This is a genomic window from Nonomuraea sp. SYSU D8015 (genome assembly GCF_008065375.1).
GTDB lineage: Bacteria > Actinomycetota > Actinomycetes > Streptosporangiales > Streptosporangiaceae > Nonomuraea.
Map to the genome: position 1 here is coordinate 145,482 of NZ_VJYI01000008.1, position 15,651 is coordinate 161,132.

The 15,651-nt window shown below is 71.0% G+C and carries 12 protein-coding genes; 8 read left to right on the top strand and 4 right to left on the bottom strand.

The genetic code is table 11. The features are described from left to right. Positions 1–61 precede the first annotated feature (61 nt). The 7 genes from ID574_RS30800 to ID574_RS30830 all read left to right on the top strand — a co-directional run bounded on the left by ID574_RS30800 (position 62) and on the right by ID574_RS30830 (position 12,266). Positions 62–838 carry a class I SAM-dependent methyltransferase gene (locus tag ID574_RS30800; RefSeq protein WP_188192489.1) on the top strand — a complete coding sequence of 259 codons (777 nt, stop codon included), beginning with the start codon at positions 62–64 and terminating at the stop codon, positions 836–838. A 226-nt stretch (positions 839–1,064) separates the two neighbouring features. Next, positions 1,065–3,566 (top strand): hypothetical protein, encoded by a 2,502-nt coding sequence (locus ID574_RS30805; RefSeq protein WP_188192490.1) that lies wholly within the window; start codon positions 1,065–1,067, stop codon positions 3,564–3,566. A 4-nt stretch (positions 3,567–3,570) separates the two neighbouring features. Then, on the top strand, positions 3,571–5,391 hold the full coding sequence (locus ID574_RS30810) for a UvrD-helicase domain-containing protein (protein ID WP_188192491.1): 1,821 nt from the start codon (positions 3,571–3,573) through the stop codon (positions 5,389–5,391). A gap of 50 nt (positions 5,392–5,441) precedes the next feature. Then, positions 5,442–7,286: a sigma factor-like helix-turn-helix DNA-binding protein gene (locus ID574_RS30815; protein WP_188192492.1), complete on the top strand. Its 1,845-nt coding sequence runs from the start codon at positions 5,442–5,444 to the stop codon at positions 7,284–7,286. 22 nt (positions 7,287–7,308) lie between these two features. Further along, on the top strand, positions 7,309–8,664 hold the full coding sequence (gene cysS, locus ID574_RS30820) for a cysteine--tRNA ligase (RefSeq protein WP_188192493.1): 1,356 nt from the start codon (positions 7,309–7,311) through the stop codon (positions 8,662–8,664). 149 nt (positions 8,665–8,813) lie between these two features. Then, a complete protein-coding gene (locus tag ID574_RS30825; protein ID WP_223167280.1) occupies positions 8,814–11,303 on the top strand; it encodes a penicillin acylase family protein in 2,490 nt (829 codons plus the stop codon). A 117-nt stretch (positions 11,304–11,420) separates the two neighbouring features. Next, on the top strand, positions 11,421–12,266 hold the full coding sequence (locus ID574_RS30830; protein ID WP_188192495.1) for a hypothetical protein: 846 nt from the start codon (positions 11,421–11,423) through the stop codon (positions 12,264–12,266). Positions 12,267–12,275: 9 nt separating this feature from the next. Here ID574_RS30830 and ID574_RS30835 read toward each other — a convergent pair whose 3' ends face one another. After that, positions 12,276–12,701 (bottom strand): hypothetical protein, encoded by a 426-nt coding sequence (locus tag ID574_RS30835; protein WP_188192496.1) that lies wholly within the window; start codon positions 12,699–12,701, stop codon positions 12,276–12,278. Between the two features lie 75 nt (positions 12,702–12,776). Here ID574_RS30835 and ID574_RS60275 point away from each other — a divergent pair, with 75 nt between their 5' ends. Further along, positions 12,777–13,694 carry a hypothetical protein gene (locus ID574_RS60275; RefSeq protein ID WP_223167241.1) on the top strand — a complete coding sequence of 306 codons (918 nt, stop codon included), beginning with the start codon at positions 12,777–12,779 and terminating at the stop codon, positions 13,692–13,694. Between the two features lie 94 nt (positions 13,695–13,788). On the opposite strand, the gene ID574_RS30845 is transcribed toward ID574_RS60275, so the two are convergent. Genes ID574_RS30845 through mshB form a run of 3 tightly spaced genes read right to left on the bottom strand, consistent with a single transcriptional unit; the run spans position 13,789 to position 15,641 of the window. After that, entirely contained in the window at positions 13,789–14,283 is a 495-nt protein-coding gene (locus ID574_RS30845) for a flavin reductase family protein (protein WP_223167242.1), read from the bottom strand. An 18-nt stretch (positions 14,284–14,301) separates the two neighbouring features. After that, positions 14,302–14,724: a DUF6113 family protein gene (locus tag ID574_RS30850; RefSeq protein ID WP_188192498.1), complete on the bottom strand. Its 423-nt coding sequence runs from the start codon at positions 14,722–14,724 to the stop codon at positions 14,302–14,304. Positions 14,725–14,735: 11 nt separating this feature from the next. Then, entirely contained in the window at positions 14,736–15,641 is a 906-nt protein-coding gene (gene mshB / locus ID574_RS30855) for an N-acetyl-1-D-myo-inositol-2-amino-2-deoxy-alpha-D-glucopyranoside deacetylase (RefSeq protein ID WP_188192499.1), read from the bottom strand. Positions 15,642–15,651 lie beyond the last annotated feature (10 nt).

Genomic DNA, 15,651 nt, shown 5'->3' on the forward strand with positions numbered 1-15,651 from the left:
AAAGTGAACAGACAGCACGGCCACCGGGGGCCCGATGTCTGACGAATGAGAGCTGATCGTCTTGCGATACGACACACCGAGCTTGGAGCGGTGGAACAGTCGCGCCTACGACAGCAGTTTCGGCTACGTCTCAACACAGGGCGCGCCGCTGGTCGACCTGCTGGATCCGCGGCCCGGCGAGCGCGTGCTCGACCTCGGGTGCGGCACGGGCGTGCTCACCGCGCAGATCGCCTTCAGGGGCGCGGACGTCCTCGGGATCGACGGCTCCCCCGCCATGATCGAGAAGGCGCTGGCGCAGTACCCGGGCATCAACTTCATCGTCGGGGACGGGCACGACTTCACCGTGGTGGACCCGTACGACGCGGTCTTCTCCAACGCGGCGCTGCACTGGATGAGCCGCGACCCCGGAGCCGTGATCGCCAACGTCAGGGAGGCGCTCACACCCGGCGGGCGTTTCGTGGCCGAGATGGGCGGGGCGGGCAATTGCGCCGAGCTGACCGCCGCGATGCTGACCGCGTGGCGCGAGTACGGCCTGCGCGAGCCCGAACTGCCGTGGTACTTCCCCACTCCTGCCGAGTACGCCCGCCGCCTCGAACAGGAGGGGTTCGTCGTCCGGTTGCTGGAATACTTCGACCGGCCGACTCCACTCGACGAGTGCCCCGGCGGGGCCGCCGACTGGGTGCGCGTGTTCGCCTCTTCGGTGCTCGAAGGGCTCCCGCCGGAGATCGTGGAACCCCTGCTCCATCGGGTCAACGAACTGGCGGCGCCCGCGCTTCGCAGGGAAACTGGCTGGATGGCCGACTACGTGCGCCTACGCTTTGCCGCTGTTCGGCGCTGATGCGTAGTGCATGATGCGTAGGGCAGTTTTGCCGGACTATGGTCTGTTCCGTGGGCGGCGAGATTATGGCTGCACCGCTGCGGCGGCGTGAGGGGCTGGTGAACGGAACGGGATGAACTTCTGCCTGAGCGACCTCGTACCACCGTTGAGGTGGAGCGACACGTCGACGATCACGCTATTGACCGGGCAGCCGGACCTGCCGGATGCGTGGTGGCGCAGTCTGCCCATGCCGCATGTCCTCGCCGCCATCGGCCCGGAGTCCCTGGGCGAGCTCCTGACGGAGATCGCCCTGGAGCATTGGCCGGCGGCCGCGGTCGGGGACGTCCTGCCCGCGTTGCACGTGCTGGACCCTGAGGAGGCCGACGAGCCCGCCGTCGCAATTGCGCTCGACCGGGCCGGGTCGTGGACCGGGCTGCTGGGGCTGACCAGCCGGGAACTGGTGGACCAGCCCTTCATTCAGGCCCGTCCGGTGCTCAACACGCTCTTTTCTGCCGTTTTCACGCGGTTGGCGCACCCGCACGCGGCCGTGGCGGCCGAACCGGCTTCCCCGACGGTCCCCGCCCCCCGTGCCGAGGCCCACGGCCTGGCGCAGTCCCCGCCCACGGCGGACCCGGCGACCGCGAACCCGGTGTCCGCGGACCCGGCGACCGCGAACCCGGTGCCCGTGGACCCGGCGACCGCGAACCCGGTGTCCGCGGACTCGACCCCGCAGGCCGCCGACGCGCCTCCGCCCGGTGCCGAGGCTTCGCCGCAAGATTCCGACGTGTCGTCGTCGGAGGCCGACGTGGCGGCGCAGGGTGTCGGCGCGCCGCTGCGCAGTGAGGGCATGCCTGCGCACGCTGACGCGGACGGGCCCCTGCGCCACGCCGCGGGCCGGCCGCCGTACGGCGCCGACGAGCCCGAGGCCGCCCCTGACGTCGCGGAGTCGGACGCCGACCAGCACCTCGCCGCCGGTCCTGTGGCCGACGAGGCCGGGTTCGCCGCCGAAGAACACCCGCAGGCCGCCCACGCCATGGGCGCGGCCGAGGCGGCCCAGGCCATGGAGGCGGCCGAGGAGCCCGCGCCGGGCGAGGGTGACGCCGAGGTCGTGGCTCGTGACGGCGCGGGCGTGGTGGACGAGAGCGAGTCCGCGGGCGCCGAACCGGTGCTGGACGCCGACGCCGAGCCCGTGGCCGAGGAGGGCGACGGGCCCGAGCCCGTGCTTCACGCCGCCGACGAGCCCGCCCCCGAGCCGGCGGCCGTGGAAGCGGCCGCGCTGGCCGAGGAGGCACACGCCGAAGACGCAGGCGTCCCGCAGGAAAGCACGGCCCCTGAAGCCGCGGACGCCCCCGAGGCCAGCGCGGCCCCCGAGGACGTGGACGCCCCGGAGGAGAGCGCGGCCTCCGAGGAAAGCGCCGTTCCCGAGGGCGCCGTCCCCGAGGAGCGCGCCGTCTCCGCGAGCGCCGTCTCGGAGGAGAGCGCCGCCGCCCCCGAGCGCGAAGACACCCCCGAGGAGAGCGCCGCCCTCCAGGAGAGCGCCGGCCCCGACGAAAGCCCCACCCCCGAGGAGGAGGGTGAGCAGCGGCCGGAGCCTGTTGCGGCAGGCGTCCACCAGCAGCCGCTGCCGGATCTCATCGAGGCCGCGTTCGCCGGTCTCGACGACAAGAGCTGGGCCGTGGCGCAGAACCGGGTGTTCACAGACGAGCCGTCGGCCGTCGACCAGTTGGCCAAGCTCTTCGCCGTGCCGCCCGCCGAGATCTCCGCGACCGAGGAGGAGTTCCGCGCCCGGCTGGGGCATTGGCTGGCCAGCGAGGAAGCGGCGCCGTACCGGGCGCATCTGGACGAGCTGCGCAAAACGCTCGGACCGACGGCGCCCAAGGAGCAGCTGATCGGCGCGGCGGACTGGCACAAGGTGGAGATCCGCGCCCTGGAGGTGCCCGCCTGGCAGTTCGTCCTGGCGACGCTGCCCAAGGAGGAGGCGCACGCCCACGCGCAGGCACCGGTGCAACCGCACCCCTACCCCCAGCCTCCGGTAGAGCTGCCGCCCCCGCCGCCGCCCCAGATCGACCTGCCGCCGCATCCGCCGATGGACCTGCCGCCGCAGTCGGCGTTCGGCCCCGTGCCGCTGACGCCGCCCCCGCCGCCGCCCGGCCCGCCGCAGTTCCAGGCGTTCACGCCGGTCACGCCCCCGTCGAGCGAGTCCAACGGCGGGGCGGGCGAGCAGAAGCCGTACCAGCCGCTCAAGGACGTGTCCCAGACCAGGCGCTGCTTCCGGCAGCCGGACGGCCGCTGGTGGCTGCGCATCGACGTGACCGCCGAGCAGCTCGCGGGCGGCGAGTGCCCGCTGCCGACGGGGTTCGCGTCGTACCTGGGGCTCTCGCCGGGCGAGAGCAGGACGGTCAGGAGCGCCGCGGGCGAGCTGACGATGACCTGGCACGGCCGGCCGGTGCTCGAGAACATCGAACGCCTCCTCGTGGACGTGGGGGCGCGCGAGGGCGGGCACCTGTTCCTGACGCTGTCGGACGAGGGCGTGCTGCGGGCCAGGCACCTGCCGGTGGCCGCGCAGGGCGCCGAGAGGATCACCAAGGCGCTGCGCCTGGTCGGCTACACGGCCCCCGGCGGCACCCGCGACCAGGCGGCCAGGGTGATCGCCACCCGGATCGGCATGACGGGCCCGGTCAGCCTGCCGGACCTGCTCACCAGGCTCCGCGAACGCGGCGACCGCGACCTGCTCGCACTCTTGGACTGAGCCGGTGCCGCGGCTCGCGATCGGCCCTGAGTTTCCCAGGGAGCTCAGCGCACTGGCCCAGCCAGTGCGCAGGGACGCCGTGGTCGCGCTGCGCCGGTTCCTGCTGAACGTGTCCGGCGCCCCGCACCCCGAGCGGGTCCGGGGCGCCAGGGATCCGCGGGTCGCCACACTGCGGCTGGCCGAGGGGCACCGCGCGGTGGTGGTGCGGCACCGGGACGTGTACTGGCTGCGTACGGTGCTGCCCGACCCCGAGGCCTGGTCGTACGCGCGGCGCCACAGGTACGGCGTCAACCCGGTGGTCGGCGTCGTCGAGGAGTGGGACGCCGAGGCACTGGAGCGGGTGGAGCCCGCATTACGCCGATCGAGCAGGCCGTCGCGGCTGTTCGACCCCATCTGCGACGGCGACCTGCTGGCGCTCGGCCTGGACGGGCAGGCGATGCCGCTGTTCCGTCTGATCACGACCGAGGCGGACGTGGCGGCGCTGGAACCCCTGCTGCCACCCACCCAGTACCTGCCGCTGGCCGCCCTGGCCCGCGGCGGCTCGCTTTCCGAGGCGTGGCGGGAGCTGGACGCCTGGCGGATCTCCGACGGGAACCCCGGGCCGATCGACTCCGAGGACCTGCATGCGGCGCTGCGGCGCAGCCCGGACCAGGCGGCGTTCGCGGCCGACAAGGTCGCGCTGGACCGGGTGCTGGCGGCTCCGGAGTGGTGCACGTTCCCTCATCCGACGCAGCACCGGCTGGCCAGGGCGGCCCGCTACGAGCGTCCGGTGCTGGTCGTCGGCGGCGCGGGCACGGGCAAGACCGTCATCGCCCTGCACCGGGCCGCCCACCTGGCCGCGAACGGCAGCGGCCCCGTCCTGCTCGTGACGTTCTCGCAGAGCCTGGCCGAGGAGCTGTCGGACAGGCTGAACGTGCTGATCGAGGACGAGGTCGTCCGCAAGCGGGTCGAGGTGGACAACGCCGAGCGGCTGGCCCTTCGCATCGTGGCCGACGCCGAAGGCCGCCGCCCCCCGCTGCTCGGCCCCGGGGCCCGGACGCTGGCCCAGCTGACGGACGAGGCGCTCCGGCTGCTGTCGCTCTCGACCGGCGACCTGCTCGACGACGTGGAGCCGGGGCGGAAGCCGTACCGTCACATCGTGGTGGACGAGGCACAGGACATCAGCCCGGCGCAGTGGCGGCTGCTGCGGGCCGCGGTGCCGCACGCCCACGACGACCTGTTCATCGTGGGCGATCCGCACCAGCGGGTCACCGACACGCGGGTGGCGCTGGGCGCGGTGGGCATCCCCGCCGACCAGCACGCGCTGAAGGTCTCCTACCGACTGCCCCAGGAGCTGCTGTCGTTCGCCATCCGGTTGCGCGGCGGCGGCCCGGCGTCCGGACTGGTCAGGGGTGTTACCGAGATGCATGGATACCGCGCGACCCACAACGGCGAGCGGCCGGTCGTCAGGGCGTACGACTCCCCCGAGTCGGAGCTGGCCGGGCTGCGGAACACGATCGAGGCGTGGCTGGCCGACGGCGTGCCGGCCGCCGAGATCGCCGTCGGCGCGCGTACCACCCGGCTCGTGCGGCAGGCCAAGAAGGCGCTGGAGGGCCTGGACGTGCGGGCCGCGACCTTCCAGCATCTGAAGGGGCTGGAGTTCGAGCGGGTGGCCCTCATCGGCGTGGCGGAGGGCGTGGTGCCGGAGCCGCCGCCGGAAGAACCTGGCGCAAGGGCTCGAGCACTGCAGCGCGAACGGAGCATACTGTTCGTCGCCTGCACACGTGCCCGCGCGATGCTTTATATCTCCCATTCCGGAAGAGGAAGCCCCTTTCTACCACCCTGATCACATAGTCTGAACTGCGGAAATATATTCCCTTTGCCGGTTGGACCTCAATGAACCTCAGCCTGAGCGACCTGGCGCCGCCCGTGCGCTGGACCTCTCCTGGTCAAATCGCGCCGATCGTGGAGGAGCCACAGCTGCCCGGGGCCTGGTGGCAGGCGATTCCTCTCGACCGCGCGTGCGCCATCGTCGGCACGCAGACCGTGGCGGGCCACCTGGCCGACCTGGCCGTGGCCTGCTGGGGGCACCTGCAGCTCGGCGACATCCTGCCGCTGCTGCGCTTCTCCGACCCCGCCGAGGCGGAGCGGACGCCGGAGTCGCTCGGCAAGGACGTCGTGCAGAAGCTGTTCACCGGCGTGTTCGAGCGGCTGCTCGAGCCCGCTCCCGAGGCACTGCCCGCGCCGTCCAGGCCGGACAGGCCGCTGCCCGAGGTGATCGACGAGCTGTTCGCCGCGCTCGACGACCGGCAGCGGGCGATCGCGAGGGACCGGCTGTACGCGGCGCAGCGGGCCACGCTGGACGAGCTGGCGCAGCGGTTCTCGGTGACGCGGGAGCGCATCAGGCAGATCGAGCGCGACCTGCGCGACCATGTGGAGGCGTGGCTCGCCGCCCCGGGCGCCGCGGCGCTGGTGGCGCACCTGGCGTGGCTGCGCACCCGGCTCGGCTCCGCGGTCCCGGCCGACGATCTGGAGGCCGCCGTGCCGTGGCACCGGACGGAGCTGCGCACCCTCGGCATCCCGGCCTGGCGGTTCGTGCGCACGCTGCTGACCGGCTACGACCAGTCCGACGGCTGGCTCGTGGCGGGTGGAGCCGACGAGCTCAGAGAGAAGACGCGCCAGCTGTTCGCCGACGGGCCGCGCCCGCTCAGCGAGGCCGTGTCCATGGTGGCGCAGCTCGGCGTGCGCGAGGACGTGGCCGAGCGGTGGATCCTGGCCGTGCCGCAATTGCGCGTGCTCGGCGAGCACGTGGTGCCGTGGCCGCGCAGCATCAACGAGAAGGCCGAGGCGGTGCTGGCGGTGGCGGGCACGCCGCTGTCGCCCGAGGAGATCCAGGAGCGCATCGGCGAGGACTACAGCCTGGTCGGCATCCGCAACCAGCTCACCGCCGACGAGCGCTTCATGCGGGTGGACCGGAACAAGTACGGGCTGACCAGGTGGGGCGGCGACGAGTACCTGGGGATCAGGGAGATGATCGCCAGGGAGATCGAGCGGGCCGGCGGCGAGGCGTCGGTGAGCACGATCGTGACGAACTTGACCTCGAAGTACGACGTCAGCGAGAGCTCCGTTCGGGCGTACTCGGGCGGGCCCGGGTTCGAGCGGACGCAGCGGGGCTGGATCCGGGTGGCGGGCACCGCGCCGGGCGGGGAGTCCGAGCCGTACCAGCCGCGCAAGGACGTCTCGCTGACCCGGCGCAGCTTCCGCTCCCGCGACGGGCGCTGGTGGCACCGGGTGGACGTCAACGCCGAGCACCTGCGTGGGTCCGGGTCGCCGCTGCCGACGGGGTTCGCGGCATACCTGGGCATGGCGCCCGGCGGGCAGCTGACCGCCTCGGCGCCGTCCGGCGACGTGGTGATCAGCTGGCACAACCAGCCGACCATGGGCTCGATCAGGAACGTGCTGGCCGAGTACAAGGCGGGCGAGGGCGACCACGTCTTCCTGACCGTGTCGGACGGCGGCGAGTTGCTGACCCGCTACCTGCCGGCCGCACCGGTCGGGATGCCGCCGGTGAACCGGGCGCTCTACCTGCTCGGCTACACCGCCCCCGTCAGCTCCGAGATGGAGGGGCTGCGGCTGATCGGGGCCAGGATCGGGCTGCCTGACACGGCCACCCGCGAGGAGATCCTGGGCAGGCTCCGCGAGCGCGGCGACCGGGACATCCTCGGCTTCCTGGGTGGGTGAGCTCCCGGGTTAAGCTCGGGAGATGTTGCGGATCTACGACACGCGCGCCAGGCAGGTCGAGGAGCTCGCCCCCGGACGGGCGGTGCGGATCTACACCTGCGGGCCGACGGTCTACCGCCACGCGCACGTGGGCAACCTGCGCACCTACCTGCTGTCCGACCTGATCAGGCGGGTGCTCGAGCGGCGGCGCGTGCGGGTGCTGGCCTGCCAGAACATCACCGACGTCGGTCACCTGACCGACTCCGGGGTGGACAAGGTCGTGGAGCAGGCCCACCAGGAGGGGCGCTCCGTGCAGGAGCTGGCGCGCTTCTACGAGGACGCCTTCAGGAACGACACCGCCGCGCTCAACCTCCGGCCGCCGGAGCACATGCCGCGCGCCACCGAGACGATCGACCTGATGATCGAGCTCATCGCCAAGCTGATCGAGCGGGGGCATGCGTACGCGGTGCCGGACGGGTCGGTGTTCTTTGACGTACGGACATTTCCCACGTACGGCGAAATTTCGGGAAATCGCCTGGATGCGCTGAAGCCCGCCCACCGCATCGACACCGTCGACCCGCGCAAGCGCTTCCACGCCGACTGGGCCCTGTGGAAGCCCGCCGAGGGCGAGCTGACGTGGGAGTCGCCGTGGGGGCGCGGGTTCCCGGGCTGGCACGTGGAGTGCTCGGCCATGTCGCTGCGCTTCCTCGGGGCGCCGTTCGACCTCCACATCGGCGGCATCGATCTGCGCTTCCCGCACCACGAGGACGAGCGGGCGCAGTCCAACTCGGCGGCCGGGCAGGAGGTGGTGCGGCACTGGGTGCACGGGGAGCACCTGCTGTTCGACGGGCGCAAGATGGCCAAGTCCACGGGCAACGCGGTGCTGCTCTCCGACGTGGTGGCGGCCGGGCTCGATCCGCTCGCGGTGCGGATGGCGTTCCTGGAGCACCGCTACCGCCAGCAGATGAACCTGACGTGGGACACGCTGCGGGCCGCCGACCGGACGGTGCGGCGATGGCGGGCGCGGGTGGCCGAGTGGGCCGAGTCGCCCAGCGCGCCGATCGCGAGCGCGTACGTGGAGCGGGTGGAGGCCGCACTCGACGACGACCTCGACACGCCCGTGGCCCTGCGGGTCCTGCGGGAGCTGGAGCGGGACGAAACGGTGGCGCCCGGGGCCAAGCTGGAGTCGTTCCTGCACGTGGACCAGGTGCTCGGGCTGGATCTGTCGGCCGACATCGGCAGGGTGCCCGTGCTGCCCGCGGGGGCGGCCGAGCTGCTGGAGGCGCGGGCCCGGGCGCGGGAGGCCGAGGACTGGAAGGAGGCGGACCGGCTGCGCGACGAGCTGGCCGCGATGGGCGTGCGCGTCTCCGACACCCCCGAAGGCCAGACCTGGACCTGACCTCACCGGCGTTCTGGACGCCTCCCGTCACCGGGCGACTCAAAGTCCTCTGCGAAGGACGGTGAAGTCGGCCGGATGAGTGATCGCGGGCTGTCAGACTTAGTGCCAGTTTCGGCAAGATGGAGGTGTCGGTGAGGCCCTATGCGTGGATGCCGCGGCCGTTGCGGTGGTTCGCTCGGGTGTTGACCGTTCTTCTCGCCCTGGCCCTCGTCCTGGCAGGGGTCCTCGTCTACACCGTGCGGAAGTCGTTCCCGCAGGTGGAAGGGGCGTTACGGCTGCCCGGTTTAACCGGGGATGTAGAGATTTATCGCGATAAATCAGGAATCCCGCACATCTATGCCTCCAGCGCCGCCGACCTCTTCATGGCCCAGGGTTTCGTCCACGCCCAGGACCGCTTCTTCGAGATGGACTTCCGGCGCCACATGACCGCCGGCCGTCTCTCCGAGCTCTTCGGCGCGGCCACTCTCGACACCGACAAGGCGCTCAGGACCATGGGCTGGCGGCGGGTCGCCGAGCAGGAGCTCCCGGAACTGGCCCAGCAGACCCAGGACCACCTCGACGCGTACGCCAAGGGCGTCAACGCCTGGCTCAGCGCCAACCCGAACGCCTCCGACCGCAGCCTCGAATACTCCATACTCAAGCTTCAGAACGGCGACTACCGGCCCGAGCAGTGGACGGCCGTCGACTCCCTCTCCTGGCTCAAGGCCATGGCCTGGGACCTGCGCTCCAACATGGAGGACGAGATCGACCGCGCCCTGATCGCGGCGAAACTGCCCAGGGAGCGCGTCGAGCAGCTCTACCCCGACTACCCGTACGACCGCCACTCTCCGATCGTCACCCAGGGCACCATCGACCAGGACCGCTTCGACCAGCGGGCCGAGCCGCGGCTGCGCGCCGGCGTCCGCACGCTCACCCAGGCGGCCAAGACGCTGGACGCCGTGCCGAGCACGATGAGCACCGAGGACCGCGAGGGCATCGGGTCGAACTCGTGGGTGATCTCCGGCGACCACACCAAGAGCGGCAAGCCGCTGCTGGCCAACGACCCGCACTTGTCGGCGCAGATGCCGTCCGTCTGGTACCAGGCGGGGCTGCACTGCCGGGAGATCACGGAGGAGTGCCCGTACGACGTGACGGGGTTCACGTTCTCCGGCGTCCCGGGAGTGATCATCGGGCACACGGACAAGATCGCGTGGGGCTTCACGAACCTGGGGCCCGACGTGGCGGACCTGTTCCTGGAGAAGGTGGACGGCGACACGTACCTGTACAAGGGCGAGCAGGTGAAGCTGGAGACCCGGCAGGAGCAGATCAAGGTGGCCGGCGGCTCCCCCGTCACGATCACCGTCCGGAGCACGGTGCACGGGCCGCTGATCAACGAGGTGATCGACAGTGCCGAGCCCACCGGGGAGGCGAACGCGGTGGCGCTGCAGTGGACGGCGCTGGCTCCTGGCCGCACCGCGGACGCGCTCTTCGCGTTGAACAAGGCCACCGACTGGCAGGAATTCAAGGCCGCGGCGGCGCTGTTCGAGGTGCCCGCCCAGAACCTGGTCTACGCGGACACGGCCGGCAAGATCGGCTACCAGGCACCCGGCCGCATCCCGGTACGCCAGAAGGGCGACGGCACCTGGCCGGTCCCGGGGTGGACGGGCGAGTACGACTGGCGGACGGCGCCCATCCCGTACGACCAGCTGCCGTCGGTGGAGGACCCGGCCGACGGGTTCATCGTGACGGCGAACAACGCGGTCATCGACCCCAGGCGGTACCGGCCCTTCCTGACCAGGGACTGGGCGTACGGCTACCGCTCCGAGCGCATCCGCGACCTCGTCAAGGCGGCGATCGACAAGGGCGGGGTCGACGCGGCCGCCATGTCGGAGATCCAGCAGGACACCCGCAACGAATTCGCCGAGACCCTGGTGCCGGCGCTGATGGAGGTGGACCTCGCGGGGCCGGGCGGCCAGGCCAGGCAGCTGCTGAAGTCGTGGGACGGCACGCAGGGCCCCGATTCCGCCCCGGCCGCCTACTTCAACGCGGTCTGGCGGCAGGTGCTCGTGCTGACGTTCAACGACGAACTGCCGGAGGGGGCCAGGCCCGCCGGTGGCGACCGCTGGTACGAGGTGATCAGGCGGCTCCTCCAACTGCCGGACGACCCCTTCTGGGACGACGTGACCACGGAGAACCGCAAGGAGACGCGCGACGACATCCTGCGGCAGGCCATGGCGTCGGCGTACCAGGAGCTGGCGGACCGGCTCGGCGAGGACGTCGCGGCGTGGCGGTGGGGTGACCTGCACACGCTCGAACTGGTCCACGGCTCGCTGGGGACCTCGGGGATCGCGCCGATCGAGGCGTTGTTCAACCGGGGGCCGTTCGCGGTCCCGGGCAACAAGGACGCGGTGAACGCCACGGGTTGGAACGTTCAGAGGGACTACGCGGTCACCGCCGTGCCGTCGATGCGCATGATCGTCGATCTGAGCGACATGGACAAGTCCCAGTGGATCAATCTGACCGGCGCCTCGGGCCACGCCTTCCACGAGAACTACTGGGATCAGGCGGAGGTGTGGGCCAGGGGCGACCTGCTGCCGATGCACTCCAAACCCGAGTCGGTCAAGAAGGCCGCCGTGCACACCCTCAGGCTGACGCCCTGAGCTTTGTGTGGGGTGAACCTGGGGGCCCGGCGTCGGCGCGCGTACGACCGTCGTCGTAGCCGCGGTCCAAACCCCGGGCCGACGCGCGGGCCGGGCCCGGCCTGCCAGCCTGGCCGTATGAATCGCCTCTGGTACGCCATCGGAGTCCTGCTGGTGCTCGTGGGCCTCGTCCACCTGGGCGTGTTCGTCGTGGACGGCGGGCCGTGGGAGGGCCCGGTGTCGTGGCGCAAGCCGTTCACGTTCGGGGTGTCGTTCGGGCTGAGCGTCCTGACGATGGCCTGGGTCGCCCAGTTCGTACGGCTCCGCGCCCGCCCTGTCTGGGTCGGCGCCTTCGCAGCCGCCTCTACGTTGGAAGTCGCCTTGATCACCCTCCAGGCGTGGCGAGGCGTTCCTTCCCACTTCAACATGGAGACCGCCGTCGACACGGCCATCGCGAGGGCCCTGGCGGCAGGCGGCGGAGTGCTCATCGCCATCGCGATCGCCATGACGGTGGCCGCCTTCCGCGCCGACCCCGGCCTCGCACCCAGCATGCGCCTGGCGGTGCGCGCGGGCTTCGCCACCCTGCTGGCGGCCATGGCCTTCGGCGCCGTCATGATCGCTCGGGGCGTGGTCGAGCAGGTGACGGGCAGTCAGCAACTCGCGTACACGGTGGCCGCCACGTTGAAGCCGGCCCATGCCGTGTTCATGCACGGCGTCCTGCTCCTGCCGGCGCTGGCCTGGCTCCTCGCACGCACCTTGCCCTCGGAGGATCTACGCGTCCACCTGGTACGCCTCGCGACCTGGACGTACGTCGCGTTCGCCACCGGCGTCTCGGCCCTCGCGCCGGTCGGCGTCACGTTCGTGAGCCCGTCGACCGCCTCCATGCTCTGCGCCGGAGCGATCTCGGGCCTGGCGATCGCCGCCCTCACCCTCGGCAGGCTCAGCCGACGGCCGTCCCAGCCCCTGGCCAGAGGGGCTTCTTGACTGGACGAGTCAACCTCGGCTGCCGCCGCGCCGCTTCCACCACAGCGGCGCGCGGGGGTAACCGCCGTCTTCCAGGTCCGCCAGACGTTCGAAGATGTTGTACGACGCCTGATGTCCGCAGACCAACACCGAGGCCAGCATGGCCAGCAAATAGAGCGGCAGCATGGGCAGGCCGATGCACCACGCCCACTGCGTGGCGTGTCGTTCCTCATGGCGCAGGAGCCGGTCACTGAGCGAATCCCACCTGGTCAGGACCACGTTTCCGACGGTGAACGCCCCCGCGATGGGGAAGCGGTAACGGTAGCCGAAGGCGAGGATGAGCCCGTTGGGGCCGGGTTGGCGGGTGGCGCCGCCGATGACGGAGATGAGTAAACCGAGCGGAGTGGCGAGATTGATGTAGTTCGCCGCGCGCCGGAACCGAAAGCGCCTGTCCATGCGTCTCAGTCTTGACCAATCTTGACATGTCGGAATAATGATCAGGGTCCTGAAATCTCCCACAAGAGCAGGATTATGAGATTTTCCATCCTGGGCGCGCTGCTCGGCACCGTTGCACTGGCAGGAGCCGGCGGAGTCGCGATCACCCAAACGTCAGCCTCCGATCCCCTACGATTCACCAGCACCTCTGTCGACGGGCGGGTGGCCTTAGCCTCCGAGTCGCCCCCGGCTCCCACCCCCACCGAGTCGGCCCCGACCCCCAGCGAGTCGGCCCCGGCGCCTGCTCCCACTCCCACGGAGACATCGCCCGCCGAGGACTACGTCGTCACGACGACGGTGGTCAAGAGGAGAGGCGTTTCCTACCTGGATGTCTCCATCGAGGCCGGCGGAGCCGCCATCTTCAGCGTCAAGCAGAGAGTGTGCAAACGAAGGGCGTGCAAGACGTCGAGTGCGGACATCCCGGTAACCACAGGAACAGGACAATCCACCAAGCGACTGGGCTGGGGCACGTACAAGAAGCGCGGTGAGCCCGCCGTCGCCGTGACGCCGCTGCCGACCGTGACGGTCACGGAGCCGGGACCCACGGTCACGGTCACCGAGCCGGGTCCGACGGTCACGGTGACCTGCCAGCCCGCACCACCGACGAACACCCTCCCGCCGACCGACGTCCCCACGAACACGCCGACGACGACGGTCACCCCGACAGAGACCCCGACGACCACACCGACCGAGACCCCGACCTCCACGCCGACGGTGACCCCCACGGAGACTGTGACAACGACTCCGACGGGCACCCCCACCGGCACCCCGACCGCGACCCCGACGGCCACGATGTCGCCGACGGTGACTCCCACGGGGATCCCCGTCTGCCCGCCGGAGGAGCCGACGGAAGAACCGACCGAGGAACCGACCGACTCGGTCCCGCCGAGCGACGTACCGACGGAGACCCCCACCACGACACCGACGGAAACGGTCACCACTCCCGCGCAGTGACAGCGGGGATGCGATCACCCACATGATGATCGGGCCAGGCCGCGCGCCTGGCCCGATTCATGCCCGCGTGAGGAAAGACCTTCAGGTCGAGGAGCTAGAGCCGCCCGTAGCGGCCCTCGTGGTACAGGAGCGGCGCGCCGTCGGACGGCGTGCCCAGCGCCGTCACCTCGCCCACCACGATGGAATGATCGCCGCCCTCATGGACGTCCGTCGTCGTGCACTCGATCGTGGCGATCGCCCCGTCGAACAACGCCACCCCGGACTCCCCGCGATGATGCGGCCACCGCGACAGCTGCCCGTTCAAGGGCCGCCCCCGGTTCGCGAAGAACCGCGAGGCGTCCTCCATCGTGGCGGGCAGCACCGACACCCCCCACACCCGCGCCTCCAGCACCGCGTCGTGGAACCGGGCCACCTTCTCGGCGCAGAACAGCACGAGCAGCGGTTCGAGCGAAACAGACGTGAACGAATTCACCGTCATCGCGTGATCGATCTCGCCGAGCCTGGTCGTGACGATCGCGACTCCGGTGGCGAAGCGGCCGACGACCTTGCGATACGCCTCCGGGTCCACGGGCCGCTCTATCGAATACACGAACTTTACTTTATGCCGCTACGTCGGGTTCTTCGGAGGGTAACCGCGCAGGAGCCACGATTCCCCACCTGACGAGGGCGAAAGCACATACGCCATCACGACGGCCACGAGCCCGCCGTACAGATAGACGTGGCCGGGCGCCCCGTTCGCGATCACGAGATCGCCGGACCCCAGCTCCAGCGTGAACGGCATCGTCACCAGCAGCCATCCGGCCGCCGTCACGACGGCCCCGAGCTTGGCGCGCATCATCTTGCCCGCCCCCAGGCACACCGCGAACAGCACCAGCACCCAGACGACGGCCGCGCCCGGGAGCGGTCCGACCTGCCACCCCGGATCCGGATGCGTGAATCCGCCCACGATCCCCATCACGACGCCCAGCACGAACAGCATGCCGTACGCCGCCCCACCCAGCGCCGACTCGGCCTGGCCGCGATGCTCCATGTCGAATGAGGTTAGTGGATGCCCGCGAAGAGATCGTTCTCCCGGTTGTGCGGCTCACCGAGGCCGCCTGCCTCGACCGGCGGCCCGGGCACCGGCCGGCCGGGCACCCCGATCGCCAGGATGTAGTGCTCGACGCCCAGCACCTCCTGCCCGATGTTGTTGGACAGGGCGAACCACTGGTCCTTCACGATGATTTGGGTGGCGTGCGCACGCATGGCCTCCACCTTGACGCCGATCCACTCGCGAGCGTCGATCTCGGTGGTGACGTCCTCGTCGCGGCAGCCGAACGGCATGTCGTCGACGTCCTCGACGAGGAAGTCGACGTCCGCCTCGCGCAGCGCCTCGGCGGCGCGCCGCATGACGGACTTGGCCAGGGCCGTGTGGTAGAGCTTCGCGATCTGCCAGGGCTCGCCCTCGCCGAAGTCCTGCTTCGCGGCCAGCTCGAACGCCCTGTGCGAGACGCGGTGGGCCTGGATGTGGTCGGGGTGGCCGTAGAAACCGTTGTCGTCGTACGTGACCAGCACCTGCGGGCGTACCTCGCGGATCACCTTGACCAGCTCGCCCGCCGCCTCGTCGAGATCGGCCTGCCAGAACGCCCTCGGGTGGTCGTTCGACGCCACACCCATCATCCCCGAATCCCGCCAGCGGCCCGGCTCGCCCAGGAAGCGGTGGTCCTCGACGCCGAGCGCCCGGCAGGCGGCGGCGAGCTCGCCGATGCGGTGCGGGCCGAGCGCGTCGTCCTGGTCGGCGGCCAGGTGGGCGAGGTCCGCGGGAATGATCTCCCCCTCCTCGCCCAGCGTGCAGGTCACCAGCGTGACGTGGGCGCCTTCGGCGGCGTATTTGGCCATGGTCGCGCCGGTGCCGATCGACTCGTCGTCCGGGTGGGCGTGCACGAGCAGGAGGCGTCGATCAGTCATGGCCATGAGC

What these genes read in the sequence shown, in the direction of transcription:
- ID574_RS30805 (WP_188192490.1), top strand. Translation starts at nt 1,065, where the DNA reads ATGCCGCATGTCCTCGCCGCCATCGGCCCGGAGTCCCTGGGCGAGCTC.
- ID574_RS30815 (WP_188192492.1), top strand. Translation starts at nt 5,442, where the DNA reads ATGAACCTCAGCCTGAGCGACCTGGCGCCGCCCGTGCGCTGGACCTCT.
- cysS (WP_188192493.1), top strand. Translation starts at nt 7,309, where the DNA reads ATGTTGCGGATCTACGACACGCGCGCCAGGCAGGTCGAGGAGCTCGCC.
- ID574_RS30825 (WP_223167280.1), top strand. Translation starts at nt 8,814, where the DNA reads ATGCCGCGGCCGTTGCGGTGGTTCGCTCGGGTGTTGACCGTTCTTCTC.
- ID574_RS30830 (WP_188192495.1), top strand. Translation starts at nt 11,421, where the DNA reads ATGAATCGCCTCTGGTACGCCATCGGAGTCCTGCTGGTGCTCGTGGGC.
- ID574_RS30835 (WP_188192496.1), bottom strand. Translation starts at nt 12,701, where the DNA reads ATGGACAGGCGCTTTCGGTTCCGGCGCGCGGCGAACTACATCAATCTC.
- ID574_RS60275 (WP_223167241.1), top strand. Translation starts at nt 12,777, where the DNA reads ATGAGATTTTCCATCCTGGGCGCGCTGCTCGGCACCGTTGCACTGGCA.
- ID574_RS30850 (WP_188192498.1), bottom strand. Translation starts at nt 14,724, where the DNA reads ATGGAGCATCGCGGCCAGGCCGAGTCGGCGCTGGGTGGGGCGGCGTAC.
- mshB (WP_188192499.1), bottom strand. Translation starts at nt 15,641, where the DNA reads ATGACTGATCGACGCCTCCTGCTCGTGCACGCCCACCCGGACGACGAG.